Here is a 17,468-nt window from a genome sequence, read left to right on the forward strand (position 1 = left end):
ACGGGGAATCAACCAGCTCAAACAACACCGCGCCGTCGCCACCAGGTACGACAAGCTCGCCGTCCGCTACCTGGCCACCATCCACATCGCCGTGATCAACCAATGGCTCCGAAACGAGTGAAGGCAGGCCACCAGGCCCGCCCTCATCACTTCGACACAGGGCCTAGTCGCTTACACCGGAAGGGACCGCAGCGAGCTGAGCGTGCTCGCCAAGGCGCGAGCCGCTTCGGCGCCCTTGGTGACGAAGTGCTCGGTGAAGTACGTGACGTGTTCGCTGTGCTCGTGGAAGTGGTGCGGCGTGAGCACCACCGAGAACACCGGCACGTCGGTGTCCAGCTGAACCCGCATCAGCCCGTCGATCACCGCCGAGGCGACGAAATCGTGCCGGTAGATCCCGCCGTCCACGACCAGCGCGGACGCCACGATCGCCGCGTACCGGCCGGAGAGTGCGAGGCGCTTGGCGTGCAGCGGGATCTCGAAGGCGCCCGGCACCTCGTACACGTCCACGGTGGCGGGGTCGAAGCCGAGGTCGGTGTATTCGGCGACGAAGCCCTCGTACGCCTTGCCGACGATCGAGCTGTGCCAGCTGGCGCGGATGAACGCGACGGATCCGGTAGTTCCCATGCCGGGATACTACGGGCCGGTAACGTGCGCTTCCAGCCAGCCGACCACGTCGTCGAGCACCTTGTCCTGCTCGGGCTCGTTGAACACCTCGTGGTAGAGCCCTTCGTAGCGGATCACCGTGAGGTCCTTCGAGCCCGCGCCCCGTTCGATGAGATCCGAACTGGACGGCGCGGCGATCGCGTCGGCGGTGCCGTGCAGCACCAGCAGCGGCACGTCGAGCTTCGCCAGCCGCGCCTTGACCGCATGGGTCGCGTTCAGCATCTCGGCGCCGGTGCGGGCGGGCAGCATCCCCCGGTAGACCAGCGGATCGTTGTCGTAGGCCGCGACCACCGCCGGATCACGGCTGATCTGCGAGGAATCCAGTTTCAGCACACCGAGATTCGGGGTGAACCTGCTCAGCACCGGCGCGAGCATGCGCTGCAGCGGGTTACCCACCGGAATGTCCAGCGGCGGCGCGGACAGCACGATGCCCGCCACGTCGATCGGAGCCCTGGTGGCCAGGTACAGCACGATCAGGCTGCCCATCGAGTGGGCGACCAGGAAGCGCGGCACGCCGGGCTGCTCCCGGCTCGCGATGGACAGCATGGCGGCGACGTTGTCGGCGGCGCCCTCCATCGAGCCGATATTGGCCTTGCCGCCGGCCGACTTGCCGTGGCCGATGTGGTCCAGCGCGTAGACCGCGAAACCCGCGCCGACCAGGCGCTGACCGACGTGAGCGTAGCGCCCGGAGTGCTCGGCCACGCCGTGCACCAGGACGATCACGCCGCGCGCCGGGCCCTCGGGCAGCCATGCCCGCCAGGCGACCCCGCTGCCGATGCCGTCGAACTGGCCCGAGTCGGTGCGGACCGCGGGTGCGGCGGGCGGCTCGGTCGGCGTGGCGTCGCGCGCCGTCGGCTCGGTCGTCATGCGTCGGCTCCTGACGTCGATGGCGCGCTGGTCGCCGCGAAGTGCTCGATCAGCCGCCGGTTGAACTCGATGAGTCGAGCGTAGTTGACCCGGGAAAGACGCTCGTCGGTTCCATGAATCGAGGCCAGGTCGCGCTCGTCCAGCACGATCGGGGCGAAGTTGCACCGGGTGGCCGCCAGATCGTCGTAGTGCCTGGAGTCGGTCGCACCCGGAACGATGCCGGTGGTCACCGCGATCCCTGGAACGACGGCGCGGGCGAGTCCCGCGATCACGTCGAATGCCGGACCAGGGCCGGTGATGCGCGACGGCTCCGCCGACATCCCCACCAATTCGAACCGAATACTCTTGTCGCGCACCACTTTCCGGCAGTGCGCCAGCACCGAAGCCACCGAGTCGCCCGGCAGGATGCGGAAGTTCACCAACGCCTCGGCGTGCTGCGGCAGCACGTTGGCCCGCACCCCGCCGCGGATCACCGTGGGCGCTGCGGTGGTGCGCACCAGCGCCTCGGTCTGCGGCCGGGCCGCCATCACCCGGGTGATCACCGGCGCCGCGACGCCGGCCAGACCGAGCAGGCGCCGGCGCGGCTCCGGCAGGACCTCCCGCAACCTGGCCAGCATGTCCGCGATCACCGGCGTCAGGCGCAGCGGCATCGGGTGGTCTTGGATCCGGCCCACCGCGCGCGCCATCCGGCCGACCGCGGTCTGCTTGCCCGGCATGGAGGAATGCCCGCCGACCTCGGTGACCGACAGCCGGACGGTGGCGTAGCCCTTCTCGCCCAGCATGATCGTGGCCACCGGCTGCCGAACGCCGTCGACGACGCCGGCGGTGATCACGCCGCCCTCGTCGAGCAGCAGGTCCGCGTGCACGCCCGCCTGCCGCAGATGTTCGGCCATCCGCTCGGCACCGTCTCCGCCGAAGACCTCCTCGTCGTGTCCGAACGCCAGATACACCGTGTGCCGGGGCCGTACGCCCGCCGCGAGGGCCGACTCGACCGCCTCCAGAATGGCCAGGACGCGGCTCTTGTCATCGATCGCGCCGCGGCCCCAGATGTATTCGTCGTCGACCACGCCCGCGAACGGCGGATGGGTCCAGCGCTGTGGATTGTCGGCCGGCACCACGTCCTGGTGCGCGAGCAGGATCGCGGCGACCCGGCCGGGTTCGCTGCCCGGCCACCGGTACAGCCTGCTGTGGCCGAACCGTTGGAGTTCGAGTTCGGCGTGCACCCGCGGAAAGGACTGCTGGAGGTGGGCGTCGAGGCGCTCGAACGCGGCGTCGTCGGCGTCGCGCGGGTCGTCGGTGGACACGGTCGCGCACCGCAGCGCGGCGGCGAAGCGTTCGGCGGTCGGATCGTCGACAGGTTCGGTCATGGGGTACTGGTGCGGTTCGGCAAATTCAGGGACACCGTTGCATTGTTCAACATGTCGGGTTCGACGGCGATGGTCTTCTCGTTTCGCCACTTCACGATGCCCTCGGTGAGTCCGCCGGGCAGGTCGGGCTGCCGCGTGCCGGTCAGCAGCGGCAGTTCCACACTCGCCGCCGCGACCGTGACCGGGGCGAAGGCGGGGGAATGCGACCACACGTCGTCGACCACGTCGGTGACGCGCACGCCGATCCGGTGTCCGGCCGGAATCGGCCAATCCTGGGCGAGCAACCGGATTTCGGCGGTGTCGGCGACGGGGGCGATGCCGCGGGTGATGACGGTGGCGTGCAGGTCGGGCGCGATGTCGTAGAGCTCGACGGCGACGGTCGCGGTGGCCGGGCCGCTCAGGCGCAGCGTCGCGGTCGGGATGCCGGACAGGTGCTGCTCCTGGGCCAGTGGCGCGGACACCGACCAGAACTCGCGGTCGGGTCCGGGAACCAGGCCGCGGTCGGTGTAGCGGCCGGGCCGCAGCTCGACCGAGACTCGCTGCGCGTCGGCGGGCGGCCACGCGGTCTCCGCACGCCAGCGGCCGTCGAACTGGCCGACGGTGATCCGCGGTCCGGGAATCTCGACGTCGCGGCCCGCCACGTGCTTGTCGAAGAAGGCGAGCAGTTCGGTGTCGAAATGCGGTGTGCCGCATTTGTCGTTGCAGGTGCGGTGGCCCCACTGACCGAACCAAGCCCGGTGCGCACCGGGGCCGAGGCCGTTCCACAGGTCGAACACCCGGTAGGCGCGGGTGTTGTAGTCGACGAAGCCCTGACCGAGAAACAGCGGAATGGTGCTGCCGCGCAGAGGCGCGACGAGATCACGCTCGCGCCAGAAGGGTGTGTCGGGGGCGTGATCGCCGATCTCTGTCAAATAGTTCTGATAACACTGCCACGGCAATTGCGTCGCGTTGGACCGGTATTCGCCGCCGTCCTCCGGTCGCGGCGGAGTGGACGCGATGAGCAGATGCTCCAAGCCGGCGAAATCAGCTGGGCGCACGCCTTTTTCGGTGATCGGCTTCCCGGAGAACTTCCATGAGACGCCCTGCATGTACAGGTAGGAGTACGGGTCGACGACCGGCTCGAACGAAGCGACCGCCGCGAGGCCCTCCGGCTTGGTGGCCAGCCCCATCAGCCCGGTCCACCCCTCGTAGGAGACGCCGAACATGCCCACTTTCCCGGTCGACCACGGCTGCTCGGCCGCCCACTCCACCGCCGCCGCGACATCCGCGCGCTCGCCAGGGCCGCCGAAATCCGGGCAGCCGCCCGAGCCGCCGAACCCGCGCAGGTCCACGATGACGTAGGTGTAGCCCGCCGCCAGGAACAGGTCGGCGCTGAGGTTGTCGGTGGACGGGCCACCGGTCACGCGCGGCTCGCTCAGGTACGCCAGATGCGCGCGGTACGGGCTGACGGTGAGGATGACGGGAGTGCGGGTGTCCTCGGACACACCCGCCGGGCGCAGGATGTCGGCGTGCAGCCGGGTGCCGTCCTCGCTGTCGATGAACGCCTGCTTCCACTGGAAGGGCGCCCGGAGCGGCTCGGCGTTCGCCGTAACCGGGGTGATGGCTCCGAGCAGGAGCAGCAGCCCGCACAGGGCGCGCAGCAGGACGGGTCGTTCGGTCACCATTGGACTATCGAGTTTGCCCGCAGCGTCGTCCAGCCCCCGGAACCGGGGTGGTCGGCCGAGCCGTCGTCCCCGCGCCGAGCGGACGCCATCCTGTGTTCATCGAGGTGGACCAGCATCGGCACGGTGCCAGCAAAGGGTGAACTCGGTGCCGGGTCGATCGACGCTGTCGCGACGGTCACCCTGGCATTGCTGGCCGCGTTACTGTTCGCGGTGTCGGCGGCGCTGCAACAGGGCGCGGCGCGGCAGGCGGCCACCGACTCCGGGCAGGGGCGGTTCCTGCTGATCGCCGCGATCGCCCGCCGGGTGCTCACCGATCCCCGCTGGCTGGCCGGTCAGGGCGCGAACGTGGCGGGGTTCGCCGTACACGCGGTCGCGCTGCGTTTCGGCGGCATCGCGGTGGTGCAGGCGTTGCTGGTCGTGCAACTGCTGTTCGCCTTGCCACTGGCGGCCTTGCGGCGTGGCCGCACGTTGCTCGCGCGGGACTGGGCCGGGACGACGGCAGTGTGCGCGGGGCTGATTCTGCTGGTAGCACAGGGCGTTTCGGCGCACTTCGCGGTGAAAACCGGGCATCTGCCGGAGGCGGGCGGCGGTGTGATCATAGCGATCGTCCTGCTGTTCGGCGCGTCCCGAGTGGTCCGCTCCACGCAGCTGCGCTCCGCGCTGGTGGCGGTCGCCGCCGGCTGCTGTTTCGCCACGACGGCGGTGCTGGTCGTGCTGGCGACGAGCAGGCTGCCCGACCCGAGCTGGGCATTGCTGGGCATCCCGGTGTCGGCGTTCCTGGGCGGTGTGCTGACCCAGGAGGCGTACGCCCGCGGCTCGCTGCCCACGGCGTTGACGGCGATGACGATCACCGACCCGGTGGTCAGCTACCTGGCCGGGTCGATCCTCTTCACGGCGACGGTGCAACCACGTCCGGCGCTCCTGGTTTGCGCGGCCACCCTGGTCATCGCCGGTGTCGCGTTACTGGCGAACTCCCCGACGCTGCACGACGAACGGGACCGGTGCGCGGATGCGGCATCGAAAAGCATGCGGTCCGGTCGTGGTCGATCCAGCCGTTGGGCAGCGTCGAGCGGTTCATCGAAGACGGCGATGGTGTCCTCGATCGACCGGCCGACCGGTCCGGACAGCCGATAGCCAGTCCGTCACCCGGTCGGTTCGGGTATCAGCAGGCGAACCGGCGCGAAGAGGGCCGTCAGGCTGAGCGGGCCGGGGTCTCGTAGTCGGCGTAGAGCGCGAGCATGCCGTCGACCGTCGCTGACCAGGGAAAGCGTTCCGCGGCCGCACGAGCCGCGCGGCGGCGCTGGGCCGGGGGCAGCGCGAGCAGTTCGCGGACTCCCTCGGCGAGCCCGTGCGGGGAGCCGTCGCAGACAACGCCGGAACCGGGATCGCCGACGAGCTCGCGCGCGGCGCCCGCGGCGGGCACGACCACAGGTGTGCCGCAGGCCAGCGCTTCCAGGACGGCGAGGCCGAAAGTCTCGGCAGGGGAGGGGAAGACCGCGACGTCGGCGTCGGCGATCAGAGCGGCCATGGCGGATCGGTCCGTGAGATGACCGTGGAAGACGACAGGCAGACCGGCCGCCAGGTGCTCCAGGCGGGAACGCAGCGGTCCGTCGCCGATGACGGACAACGCACACCGCAGACCGGAGTCGACCAGGACGCGCACCGCCTGGATCGCGCGTTCGGCGCGTTTCTCGCGCGACAGCCTGCTCACCAGCACGAGCCGGACCGGATCATCCGGGTGCGCGGCGACGTGGCGCCTTCGGGGGTGAAAGGTCTCCAGGTCGACGCCGAGCGGAACCCGGCGCACATTGCGCGCGCCGACACGATCGAACTCGGCGGTGGCGAAACTCGAGGTGACCACGACTTTCTCGGCACGCACCCAGAGGCGGCGGTTGGCCAGATCGGCCGCGGCGGTGAGCGGGAACCCGCGCGGAACGCGGGAGCGCAGGATGGCGTCGATGCGTTCGTGCGAGAACAACACCAGCGGGACACCCGCGGCGCGCGCCCACGGTGCGAGCCAGCGGACGCTGAGTTTGTCGCTGCATTCGAGCACGTCCGGGGTGAGCCGATCGAGCACCGCGCGGGTGCGGCGGGCGGTGAGCACGTGATAGCCCGCGTCGCCGAACTTCGGGCTGCGTACCGTGATCCGGTGTCCGGACGGGGTGTGCTCGTCATCGTCGCGCGGGCCGGGCACGACGAGCACACGGTCGTGTCCCGCTTCCGAATAGCCGCGCCCGATCTCGTCGATACAGGTGCGCAGACCACCGGAGGCGGGTGTGTAGAAGTTGGCGATCTGCACGATCCGCACTAGCCGACCGCCGATCCGACCAGTTCGGCGTAGGTGGTCGCCTGTGCGCCGGTCCCCAGCACCGCGTCGATGGCCCGCAGCGTGGTCTCCCGCAGGCCGGGCCGGTGCAGGTCGTCGGGGTGCAGTGCCAGTCGTACCAGCCCGCCGCGTTCGGCGGTCCGGAGCGCCACGGATTCCACCATCGCCGCGCCGAACCGCTCCGACCAGCCTCCACCCGGCCGGTGGGAGAGCGCGAACCCGCGGTACCGGCGCCCGGTGCACAACTGCTTCGCCCCGAAATGCGAGGTGGTGTAGGTGAAGCCCGCCGCGCGCAGCGCCTGCTCCGCGCCGGGCGAGGCCAGCCACCCCGGCGGTGTGAAACCCGTCGTGTGCAGCCCCGATTCGGTCATCACCGCGGTGGCGGCGCGCAGCTTGGCCGTGGCCTCCGCGACGTTCAGCGCGGCGAATTCGGCCGCGCCGCGCGCTACCGCGTACCCGACGGCCCTGCGCGGCCATCCGCCCTCCGGCCCGGCCCGGTGCGACCACCCGTGCACCAGGATGTCGTCGCCACCCTGACGACGCTCGCGCAGGAATGCCGCGTAGTCCGGATCGCCGGACAGCCGCATGCCCCGCCACGGACCGGGAATCACCAAAAGCGAGACGGGAATTCCGAACCGATCGGCGTCGGCGCACCAGCGCGTCGTCTCCGCCGCACTCGCCGGTGCGACGTCATGGACGCTCACCACCAACCGCGCACACACGTTCCGGAAGGTAACACCGCCCGGTAGCCGCGAGCTGAACAGCGCGGTGCGGTCGTCTGAAGGATCCGATAGTCCCCTTGCTCGCGCCCGCAGATGTGCCCGAGGCCGAGGTCGATCGGCTTCGCACGCGCACGGGCCGATGCGCCGGTCCGGTCGGGTAACCGCACGTGGCCCGTGCGGTCGGAGGGGATCGGCTGCAGGCTCCGGGGACATCGGCGGCTACCCGGCCGGCCTGCAGCGGGTCGAGCGACTCGCGGCCGCCGGAGGCGACGGCAGCCCGTCGGCCGACGAAACACCGTCGTCGCGGATGGCGCCGAGAGGCTCGCCGGCGGTGCCGTCGCCAGGAGCGGCGGCTAGCGGATCGGCAGTGTCACGCCGGGTGACGACGGGCTGCCGTGGAGGACCAGGTGGCTCGGGACGGCGTCTGCTCGGTCGCTCTTCTTCTCGTTCTTCTTCTTGTCGTCCTTCTTCTCGTCTTTGCCGGAGAGGTCGAAGGCCAGCCGGATGGTGCTGGTGCCGCCGGGATCGATCTGGTCGAAGTCGTCGGAGGACGGGTTGAGTCCGGCGGTGGCCGCCGCGTCGGGGGCGACGGAGCGGCCGTCGGTGGTGACCAGGCGTTGATCGGCGATGGTGAAAGCCTGCTTGCCGTCGGACACGTTGGTGACCGTCAGCGTCACGATGGTGAAGGTACCGCCTGTGGCCGCGGAACCAGTGGTGTGGGCGTTGGAAACCACATCGGTCACGGTGAAAGCGAAGTTTCCGTCGTGCGCACCGCCAACCTCTGCGGGCTGCGCGTCACCCGAGGGCAGCGGGGGACCGGCCCAGGCCGTGGCGGACGCCTCGGGTGTGGTCGTGCTCGGAGCGGGGTCGGACCCGATGCCGCCCAGCAGCCACAGTGCTGCCGCGGCTACGAGTGCTGCCCCGGCGGCGACCGGTACCCACCGGCGGAGCACGGCCTTTCGCCGGGAATCGGCATGCGCGATCGAGGTAGGTGAGAATCCCCGAGGGCCGGGTGTCCGCGACGCCGGCCGGTGCGCCGAGGTCGGCGGCGAGTCAGCGATGGTCATGACGCGGGTCGGCGGGTGCGATGCCGCGGCGTCCAGGACCGGCGGGGCCGGTTGCGCCGATGTGGGCAGCCCCAAGGCTCCGCGCGCCGCCGCGGCGAATTCTCCCGCGCTGGCGTAGCGTCCGTCCGGTTCCTTGGCCATGCCGCGGGCGATGACGGCGTCGAGTGCGGGCGGGACATCGCGGGCAGCCTCGGAGGCGCGCGGGGGTGCGGACATCAGGTGTGCGCGCATCTGCTGTGCCGGGTCACCGTTGCCGTAGGGCGGATGTCCGGTGAGAGCCTCGTAGAGCACGCAGGCAAGTGAATAGACGTCGGATCGGGCGTCGACGGTGCCGGTGAAGCGCTCCGGCGCCATGTACCCCAGGGTGCCCACCACCAGACCGGTGGCCGTGAGCGCGGTGCCGTCGGCGGCCCGGGCGATACCGAAATCGATCAGGTACACGAAACCGCTGGTGTGCTGGAGGATATTGCCCGGCTTCACATCCCGGTGCACAAGCCCTTCGGCATGGGCGGCATCCAGCGCCTCGGCCGCCTGGGAGATGACCTCGACGGCCTCGCCCGGCGCCAGAGCACCCGACTGCAGCCGCGTGGCCAGGTCGACGCCCTCGATGTATGCCATCTCCAAGAACAGATGCCCGTCGACCTCGCCGAAAGCACGGATCGGCACGATGTGCGAGTTGCGCACCTGGGCTCCCAACCGCGCTTCCCGCTCGAAGCGCCGCCGATAGCCCGGGGCAGCGGAGTACGCCGCAGACAACACCTTTAGTGCGACTGGGCTGCCGGTACGGTCGCGCGCCAACCACACCTCACCCATACCGCCACGACCCAGCAGCCGTTCGAGGGAATAGTCCCCGAACGAACCGCTGATGCTCCGCACGGACATACCCTGACCGTATCGCCCGCAGTTCGCCGCGAGACGACTGGCGTTGCCGAACGCTCGGTGCCTGGCGTTCCGAGAGGTGATCGACGGGACATCGCAGCTCCCGGCCGTGGAGTGACGACGCGCGCCGAGCTATTTCATCTGGCTATGGCATACGTGAAGTAGCCAGGGGCGCAAGGTGATCAGCCTGTTGTCGCAAGCCGGTCGGCGTATGATCAGGCCAATGCTGAAGCCCGGGGGAAGAATGAGCGAGGCGGTGACCGCGGACTGGGACGGGTTCGTGCGAGCGCTGGCGCTGTGTCTGTCGGAGCTGCCCTCGCGTGCGACGCTGATCATCGCCGCACCCGGCAATCGCTTTGTCCAATTCGTTCAGTACGACATCAAACTGTCCGCTGAGCTGGCGGGCGACCACTACCTGAGCCAACCGATACCGGACGCCGCCGCGCAGGAGTTGCGGGCGCTCGGCTGGCATGAGCCGCCGCCGCGGCGCGACGCGGGCAACTGGACCAGAACCCTGTTCTGGCCGATCGCGCCGGACAGCCTGATCGAGTTCGCCCGCTCGGTCGCGGTCGGCCTGCGTGACGCGCTCGGCGTGGCCGATCCTGCGGAACTGCGCGCGATGGGCTGGACCGAGGCCTCCGGTGATCTGGATCTCACCGTGCTCGGGTCGATCGCGCGCCGCGGCTGGAATTGATCCGGCCGCGCTCCCACGGCAAAGCCACGACTACCTGGGCACTATTCTGAGAGACATGGCAGCAGGCAAGCCCACCAAGGAAGCGAAGGCCGCGGCGAAAGCGGCCCGCAAGCAGCAGTCGCGCGAACGCCGCAGGCAACTGTGGCAGGCGTTCCAGATGCAGCGCAAGGAAGACAAGCTGCTGCTGCCGCTGATGATCGGCGCCTTGGTCGGCAGCACCGCCATCGCGGTCGTGATCGGCCTGATCTTCGGGCTGACCTGGTTCCTCGTGCCGCTCGGCGTGGTGCTGGGCGCGCTGGTCGCGTTCATCATCTTCGGCCGCCGGGTGCAGCGCAGCGTCTACCGCAAGGCCGAGGGCCAAGCGGGCGCCGCGGCCTGGGTACTGGACAACTTGCAGGGCAAGTGGCGGGTGAGCAACGGCGTCGCCGCCACCACGCAGCTGGACGCGGTGCACCGCGTGATCGGCCTGCCGGGCGTCGTGCTGGTCGCCGAGGGCGCGCCGCAGCGGGTGAAATCGCTGCTGGCCCAGGAGAAGAAGCGCACCGCCCGGCTGATCGGCGACACCCCGATCTACGACGTCGTCATCGGCAACGACGAGGGCCAGGTTCCGATCAAGGACCTGCAGCGCTACCTGACCAAGCTGCCCCGCAACATCGACACCAAGCGCATGGAGCTCATCGAAGGCCGCCTGGCCGCGCTCAGCGCACGCAGCGGGCCCGCGCTGCCGAAGGGCCCGATGCCGAGCGGCGCCAAGATGCGCGGCGTGCAGCGGACGATCCGCCGCCGCTGAGCGGTTCACCGGCTTTCTGACGTGCGCTATATCCCGGGACTATGGTCGACGCCCGGGACTACGGGTCGACGGCGTGCGTGTCCGGTTGCCGCCTCGATCGCGGGTGAGCAGCCAGACCACCCGATCGTAGGCGAGCACGTGATAGACGATCACCAGCACCGCGAGCGCCAGACCCCATCCGGGCAGACCGGCCGACTGCAGCGCGAGCGCCCCGCCGCCGAGCACCGAGAGCTCGATCACCAGGCGCGTCGTGCCGGACACGGCGACCTTCGGCTGCCCGTCCCGGCTCGGGTCGCCGGGTACCGAGAAGACCGCCCACAGGGCTGCCGCAACCAGCGGCAGCGCCACAACCAGCAGAAAATTCCACGGCCCTTCGAACGCGCGCCAGCCGAAGACGCCGAAGGACGCCAGGGCGACGAGCTCGAGCAGGAAACGGACCACGAGCATCACCGGATTCAACGACACCGGCGCAGCCTATCGGCGTGACCCGGCGGCGGGTGTTCCCGATGCCGGGCGGCTCAGCGTGAATGCACCAGCGCCGTGCCGGTTGCCCGGTCGTGCATCCCGCGGCCGTCGGCGTCGGTGAACAGCGCCGGCACCACGAACAGCAGCAGCACCTGCCTCGCCAGCGCCCGGACGAACCCGACCGGCGCCGGCGCGTCGATACGGACCGTCCGCAGCCGCAGGAAGTACTGCCCCGGCGTGAAGCCGAACAGGGTCACCGCGCCGACCCCGATGACGAACCAGATCAGCAGCGTCAGGCTCGACGCCGACGTGCTGCGCGCGATGAGCGCCGCGATGCCGAGCGCGATCATCCAGTCCACGAAGAGGGCGGCGATCCGGCGGCCCATTCCCGCCAGCGAACCTGCTCCCGTCTTCGGGAGGCCGAGGTGTTCACCGGGGAACTCGCGGGTTGCCGGATCGCCGGGGTCGGCCGGAGGTCCGGAGAGCCAGGAGCCGGTGATGCGTGCCATGGAACCCAGGATAGGCGCGCCCGATCGGCCGCCCGGTTCCGCATAAGCGGAGTTCAGGTCGGCGCGCGCGGCCCGCGGCAGCAGGACTACCATGCTGTTCGAGCCCGGGTGGTAGGCGCCACCCGCCCAGACGCACGTGTAACACTGGCGAAACACGGGCTTGACTACAGGGAAACACGGCATCCATAGCGTCTGGTCGCGACGAACCCATGCAATCGACACTGGCTGGGAACCGATCCGTAAGGAGAACAAGTGACGTTCAGCACGGCCGACGAGGTCATCAAGTACATCGCTGACGAGGACATCGAGTACGTCGACATCCGCTTCAGCGATCTTCCCGGTGTGCAGCAGCACTTCTCGATCCCGGCGAAGGCCTTCACCACCGACCTCGCCGAGGAAGGGCTAGCGTTCGACGGCTCTTCCGTCCGTGGTTTCCAGTCGATCGACGAGTCGGACATGCTGCTGCTGCCCGACTACAGCACCGCGCGCATCGACCCGTTCCGCGCCGCGAAGACGCTGAACATGAACTTCTTCGTGCACGACCCGTTCACCCGGGAGGCCTACAGCCGCGACCCGCGTAACATCGCGCGCAAGGCGGAGGAGTACCTGCGCTCGACCGGCATCGCCGACACCGCGTACTTCGGTCCCGAGGCGGAGTTCTACATCTTCGACTCGATCCGCTACGACTCGGCCATGAACGGCGCCTTCTACGAGATCGAGTCGGTCTCGGGTTCCTGGAACACCGGCAAGGAGTTCAACCCGGACGGCACCCGCAACCGCGGCTACAAGGTTCGCAACAAGGGCGGCTACTTCCCGGTCGCGCCGTACGACCACTACGTCGACCTGCGCGACAAGATCTCCACCAACCTGCAGAACGCGGGCTTCGAGCTGGAGCGCGGCCACCACGAGGTCGGCACCGCCGGTCAGGCCGAGATCAACTACCGGTTCAACACGCTGCTGCACGCGGCCGACGATCTGCAGCTGTTCAAGTACATCGTCAAGAACACCGCGTGGCAGGAAGGCAAGACCGTCACCTTCATGCCGAAGCCCCTCTTCGGTGACAACGGCTCCGGCATGCACGTGCACCAGTCGCTGTGGAAGGACGGCAAGCCGCTGTTCCACGACGAGGCCGGCTACGGCGGCCTGTCGGACCTGGCGCGCCACTACATCGGCGGCATCCTGCACCACGCGCCGTCGCTGCTGGCCTTCACCAACCCGACGGTCAACTCCTACCACCGCCTGGTCCCCGGCTTCGAGGCGCCGATCAACCTGGTGTACTCGCAGCGCAACCGCTCCGCCGCGGTCCGTATCCCGGTCACCGGCAACAACCCGAAGGCCAAGCGCCTCGAGTTCCGCGCGCCGGACTCCTCGGGCAACCCGTACCTGGCCTTCGCCGCCATGATGATGGCCGGCCTGGACGGCATCAAGAAGAAGATCGAGCCGCTGGCCCCGGTCGACAAGGACCTCTACGAGCTCCCGCCGGAGGAGGCCAAGAACATCCCGCAGGCCCCCACCAGCCTGGCCTCGGTCATCGACCGCCTCGAGCAGGACCACGACTACCTCACCGAGGGCAACGTCTTCACCGAGGACCTGATCGAGACCTGGATCAGCATCAAGCGCGAGAGCGAGATCGCGCCGGTGAACCTGCGCCCGCACCCGTACGAGTTCGAGCTGTACTTCGACGTGTAAGTCGTCAATCGGCTCCGATCTGCGACGGAGTGGCTACTCAGGTATTCCGTCCGCAGCTCGTCCGCAGTAGTCGGCGAGTCCATCCGTTCCGCGATCAGTGCATCTGGCCGCGAAGCGGGTGGACTCGTCTGCGTTCGGGTGGGTCTTCACATTCGCGAGAGAATCCCACCACTCAGCAGGGCAGACCACGGGGTATTCGGGATCCGACTCTTCGTATGACGCGTTCGTCCTCGCGGAAGATGAAACGATCGAACCCCGGCTGATCGCCCGATTCGACAACGTCGGCGGGTGGGTCGACGAGTGGACCGATAAAGGCGAACAGCTCCCAATATTCACCCGAGCCGTCGTTTTTCGGCAGCAGGTCGTAGCCGAGCTCCCGCACCCTCCTCCAGTTGTCCGCGTCGAACGGATCTCGGATGACGTCTCCCACTTGGACCTCGGTCACGTCCACTGATTCGGTTCGCATCGGCGGAGTCTGGCACAGGCAACCTGAATGCCAGCTGAAGGCGGCGCGCCGGTCACGTACTACGTGGTACTCCATGTGGGTGTTCCGTAGACGTTCAGTTTGTCGACGCCGTGATCGGGGGAGAAGCCCAGTCCGATTCCCGAGTAATGCCACGTCGCCCCGCACGATTCCGCTGCCAGGGCGAGTGCGTCTACGGCATGGGTGGTGCCGTGGTGACGAGACGCGAGTTCGCGTACGAGGGCGGTCAGGTCGTTGCCTTTTCTTGCGACCAGCGTGAGGCCGAAGACAGGGACGCCGGTACCGCGTGAACAGCAGACGAAGAAATCGTGTTTGTGGAGCGCGGCGGCGTCGACGCCACACCGAACGAGCTCGGACAGCGCTTCCCAGGCCGGATCGCCGAAGTAGCGGACCAGTTTCATCGGCACGGCGACGTCGTTGTACCGGGCCCTCAAGTACACCTTGTGGTTGACCTTGCCGTACGCGTCCACCTCGATCGCGGCACCGACAGGCTTGATGAGCTTCTCATGGTCCGGTACGGACGTCAGTTCGGCGAACGCGGGCCACACACTGCACAACCGGTTCATCGCCCCTGGCACGATCGCCGGACCGCCGTATACCTTGAGACGGGCTGCATGATGGGGCGCGGCGGCATGATGGACAACCCCTATCCAGCTGGCGGAGCGATACCGCGCCGGGACTTCGGCGGGATCTGGATACAGCGTCGCGACGAAGGACTGCAGCATGTCGGCGACCGTCTCATCTCCGTTCGGCAACCATGCGACGAGATCCCGGATCGCAGCGAGGTGAGCGGCGACGCGTGAGCCGAACCCGATCTCCTGGGTGGCGGTCTCGGTGACATACCGAACGGCAGGCGTGAACTTTCCTCGGCCACCGGACACACTGGCTTCGAACGGAATACCGGAGGACGTCAGCGTGCTGGCCCGGCGCCCATCCGGCGCTTGCGCATCCAGCTGCCCGCCGCAGGCGCGTTCCATCATGGCCCGGATACACGCTGGGTCAGAACGCGCCATCAACCGCTGGGCCAAGTCGACGAGGAATTCTCCAGCAGCTTCGACCGTCACCATCGTTAGGATTTTCCGGTGGAAACGGGGGCTGGGCGCGGCATGCCCGGGGTAGCGGGCGTATCGACAGTGGCAGCTGCAGTGGACGGCGCTCCCTGGTCGTTTGGGGTGAGCGAGCCAGCATGGCTGTACCCGTTCGAAAGCAGAAACCCTCGGACATTCCTACCCATATCGACAAACTTTCTCATTCCGACCGAACCCGATTCTTTCCGCATCCCCATACCTGGGGACAGCGCGCTTGGGACGGACTTGCGCCACCGCAACGTTTACCAGCGACCGTTGTGGGAGGGAGTACGCCGGGTAGCACTCACGAGCGGGAGGTGGGCGTTGACGTGTTCCAATCGGTGCGAAGAGCGCAGTTGCGCAAGGTGATCCAGATCGGCTCCATACAGCCGCTCGGTCATCGCGTCATCGAGATCGTTTGCACCGTAAAGATAAGGACGCCCGCCCAGCTCGCAACAGCGTTCCAGAAGTTCATGGAACACGTCGCGGGTAGCGGCGGTGGCTGCCGGATCATGGTCGACCGTGGTGTACACGCCGAGTCCGATCGAAACAGGGTCAGTGCGAACCGGGGTGAAGGCGAACGAAGTTGCATCGGGAGGGCGGCGCACGATCAGGATGTACAACATCATGAGAACACGGTTCAACGGATATCGGCTGAGGAGTGCCTCGACGGTCGCGAGCATGGGTGCGAGCTGCCCGGCAGGCACGACGTAATCGGTCCACATGCGCACCCGGTCACCAACCGCGAACGCCGTCTCTGTGATGTCATCGTGTTCCACGGACGGCAGATTGGGCACAATCGCGCAGTTCTCGTCGTCGCATCGGCCCACATCGCTACCGCGCCAGCCGGTGGTGGAGACGAGCCTGCCGCGGCGCAGGAGTGCCCAGTAGATGTCGACATCGTCGCGCTGTGCGATTCGTTCGGTGTGTCCGGCAAGCTCGGTTAATGTGGCATGGTGTGCGCGATGCACGTGGGTGTAGCGGTGGTACGGCACGGTGCGCAGCACCGCACGTTCGATCAGCCCCGCCGTGCCGAGGCCGCCGAGTGCGAACCGGAACAGCTCCGGATGGTCGGTGCGCGAGCACCAGCGACTGGCTCCCGTTCCGTCGATCAGCTGGATCCGTTCCACATGGTCTACCTGCATGCCGTACCGCACCGAGTCGATCCCGGCCCCGCCGACCGACAGGGTGCCGCCCACCGACATGTGCAGGTAATTGGGTAACACGGGCACGGCCCTGCTGCGGCGGTTCAGATATCGCTCCAGACCGTGCCAGCTCATCCCAGCGGGCACCTCGATCAGGCCCTCGCCGAGATCCCGCACTTGCGCAGCCGCGGTTTTCGGTGCGTAGGTGACGAGCAGTTCGCCGTCGGTGACGGTCTGGCCGTCACAGGAGTGGCCCGCACCGCGCAGCGTCAACTGTCGACCGGAGCTGAGCAATACCGAGGGAAACGCGGACGGCATCCGGTGCACGACTTTTGGGACGGCGCGCCGTAGACCGCCGAAGTCCGTGGCGAACTCGTCGAGGGGGACTTCGCGGGAACTCATGGCCTCACCTGTGGGAAACCGACTAGTACCCGAAGTATGGTCCCTCCCCACTGGGGGGAACAGTTCACTGTCCCTGGCGCGCGCCCAAGTAAGGTCGAGAAGCGAGTGGTCGCAAGTGAGAATGCCGCATCCTGTGGTGTACGGCACTTGAAGGACCGGACCCTCGTCAACGGCGTTGCGTCGCAGTGAACGAGGATGGCTCATTGCTCAGCTGTCGCACAGGCGGGCGTTCGCCAGCGGATGAGAGGAACCATGCGAGACATCCACCCTGATGTACGTGCCGCACTAGCGATGGCGCGGGAGTTGCGGCACCGTGTCGCCGAGGTGCGCGAACGGGCCGACGAGATCGTTGCGCGTCGCCCGTCCCCAAGCGGATTGGTTATTCCCGAGGTCGACGCGATGGGGCGGCTGCGGGACCTGTATCTCGCCCTGGGAACCTGCGCCCGGTTCGGCAATCACGAACTGGCCGCCGAAATCATGACCGCCATCACTGAGAGCACCGCGGACGCCCGGCGACAGTATGCCATCGCCATGAATGACCCCGGCGATCTGCCGCGCCCGCTCGCGGCGGTCATGCGCGAGTGGCGGGCCGGGAGCGGGTCGGATAAGCAGGTCCCCAACTTTGGGAAGGCGGAACAATCAAGCTGAGATAGACGGTGGGAGGAATA

The 17,468-nt window shown here is 68.4% G+C and carries 17 protein-coding genes and 1 pseudogene; 6 read left to right on the forward strand and 12 right to left on the reverse strand.

Annotated elements, in window-relative coordinates; translation table 11 throughout:
- Positions 1–121, forward strand: a pseudogene (locus IU459_RS22175) (IS5 family transposase); the annotation flags it as partial.
- A gap of 50 nt (positions 122–171) precedes the next feature.
- Here IU459_RS22175 and IU459_RS22180 read toward each other — a convergent pair.
- From IU459_RS22180 to IU459_RS22195, 4 genes are read right to left on the reverse strand one after another with little or no spacing between them, the layout of a single operon-like run.
- On the reverse strand, positions 172–624 hold the full coding sequence (locus IU459_RS22180; RefSeq protein WP_195131484.1) for a 6,7-dimethyl-8-ribityllumazine synthase: 453 nt from the start codon (positions 622–624) through the stop codon (positions 172–174).
- 9 nt (positions 625–633) lie between these two features.
- Positions 634–1,530 (reverse strand): alpha/beta hydrolase, encoded by an 897-nt coding sequence (locus IU459_RS22185; protein WP_195131485.1) that lies wholly within the window; start codon positions 1,528–1,530, stop codon positions 634–636.
- Positions 1,527–2,897 carry a M20/M25/M40 family metallo-hydrolase gene (locus IU459_RS22190; protein ID WP_195131486.1) on the reverse strand — a complete coding sequence of 457 codons (1,371 nt, stop codon included), beginning with the start codon at positions 2,895–2,897 and terminating at the stop codon, positions 1,527–1,529. The genes IU459_RS22185 and IU459_RS22190 overlap by 4 nt, the downstream gene beginning before the upstream one ends.
- Positions 2,894–4,561 (reverse strand): CocE/NonD family hydrolase, encoded by a 1,668-nt coding sequence (locus tag IU459_RS22195; RefSeq protein WP_195131487.1) that lies wholly within the window; start codon positions 4,559–4,561, stop codon positions 2,894–2,896. The genes IU459_RS22190 and IU459_RS22195 overlap by 4 nt, the downstream gene beginning before the upstream one ends.
- Before the next feature lie 123 nt (positions 4,562–4,684).
- Between IU459_RS22195 and IU459_RS22200 the strand changes: the two genes are divergently transcribed.
- Entirely contained in the window at positions 4,685–5,695 is a 1,011-nt protein-coding gene (locus tag IU459_RS22200) for a DMT family transporter (RefSeq protein WP_195131488.1), read from the forward strand.
- 58 nt (positions 5,696–5,753) lie between these two features.
- Here IU459_RS22200 and IU459_RS22205 read toward each other — a convergent pair whose 3' ends face one another.
- From IU459_RS22205 to IU459_RS22215, 3 genes are all read right to left on the reverse strand, one after another.
- Entirely contained in the window at positions 5,754–6,860 is a 1,107-nt protein-coding gene (locus IU459_RS22205) for a glycosyltransferase (RefSeq protein ID WP_324198983.1), read from the reverse strand.
- An 8-nt stretch (positions 6,861–6,868) separates the two neighbouring features.
- Positions 6,869–7,609, reverse strand: coding sequence for a polysaccharide deacetylase family protein (locus IU459_RS22210; protein WP_324198984.1), 741 nt, complete (start codon positions 7,607–7,609; stop codon positions 6,869–6,871).
- A 353-nt stretch (positions 7,610–7,962) separates the two neighbouring features.
- Positions 7,963–9,558 carry a serine/threonine-protein kinase gene (locus IU459_RS22215; protein WP_195131491.1) on the reverse strand — a complete coding sequence of 532 codons (1,596 nt, stop codon included), beginning with the start codon at positions 9,556–9,558 and terminating at the stop codon, positions 7,963–7,965.
- A 220-nt stretch (positions 9,559–9,778) separates the two neighbouring features.
- Here IU459_RS22215 and IU459_RS22220 point away from each other — a divergent pair, with 220 nt between their 5' ends.
- Positions 9,779–10,249 carry a TY-Chap domain-containing protein gene (locus IU459_RS22220; protein WP_195131492.1) on the forward strand — a complete coding sequence of 157 codons (471 nt, stop codon included), beginning with the start codon at positions 9,779–9,781 and terminating at the stop codon, positions 10,247–10,249.
- 55 nt (positions 10,250–10,304) lie between these two features.
- Complete coding sequence (locus IU459_RS22225; protein WP_195131493.1) at positions 10,305–11,039, forward strand: DUF4191 domain-containing protein; 735 nt, start codon at positions 10,305–10,307, stop codon at positions 11,037–11,039.
- A gap of 39 nt (positions 11,040–11,078) precedes the next feature.
- Here the strand turns inward: IU459_RS22225 and IU459_RS22230 are convergent, their stop codons facing one another.
- Both IU459_RS22230 and IU459_RS22235 read right to left on the reverse strand, forming a co-directional pair.
- Complete coding sequence (locus IU459_RS22230; RefSeq protein ID WP_324198985.1) at positions 11,079–11,504, reverse strand: YrdB family protein; 426 nt, start codon at positions 11,502–11,504, stop codon at positions 11,079–11,081.
- Between the two features lie 53 nt (positions 11,505–11,557).
- A complete protein-coding gene (locus IU459_RS22235) occupies positions 11,558–12,013 on the reverse strand; it encodes an RDD family protein (protein WP_195131494.1) in 456 nt (151 codons plus the stop codon).
- 252 nt (positions 12,014–12,265) lie between these two features.
- Between IU459_RS22235 and glnA the strand changes: the two genes are divergently transcribed.
- Entirely contained in the window at positions 12,266–13,702 is a 1,437-nt protein-coding gene (gene glnA, locus IU459_RS22240; RefSeq protein WP_195131495.1) for a type I glutamate--ammonia ligase, read from the forward strand.
- Between the two features lie 172 nt (positions 13,703–13,874).
- Here glnA and IU459_RS22245 read toward each other — a convergent pair whose 3' ends face one another.
- From IU459_RS22245 to IU459_RS22255, 3 genes are all read right to left on the reverse strand, one after another.
- Positions 13,875–14,168 carry a hypothetical protein gene (locus IU459_RS22245; protein ID WP_195131496.1) on the reverse strand — a complete coding sequence of 98 codons (294 nt, stop codon included), beginning with the start codon at positions 14,166–14,168 and terminating at the stop codon, positions 13,875–13,877.
- Between the two features lie 59 nt (positions 14,169–14,227).
- The gene (locus IU459_RS22250) at positions 14,228–15,253 is read right to left on the reverse strand and encodes a hypothetical protein (protein ID WP_195131497.1); all 1,026 of its coding nucleotides are present in this window, start codon (positions 15,251–15,253) and stop codon (positions 14,228–14,230) included.
- Between the two features lie 263 nt (positions 15,254–15,516).
- Positions 15,517–16,800, reverse strand: a complete 1,284-nt coding sequence (locus IU459_RS22255) for an FAD-binding protein (RefSeq protein WP_195131498.1) — start codon at positions 16,798–16,800, stop codon at positions 15,517–15,519.
- A 252-nt stretch (positions 16,801–17,052) separates the two neighbouring features.
- On the opposite strand from IU459_RS22255, the gene IU459_RS22260 reads away from it, so the two are divergent.
- On the forward strand, positions 17,053–17,448 hold the full coding sequence (locus tag IU459_RS22260) for a hypothetical protein (RefSeq protein ID WP_195131499.1): 396 nt from the start codon (positions 17,053–17,055) through the stop codon (positions 17,446–17,448).
- Positions 17,449–17,468 lie beyond the last annotated feature (20 nt).

The sequence above is a fragment of the Nocardia amamiensis genome, assembly GCF_015477605.1.
GTDB lineage: Bacteria > Actinomycetota > Actinomycetes > Mycobacteriales > Mycobacteriaceae > Nocardia > Nocardia amamiensis_A.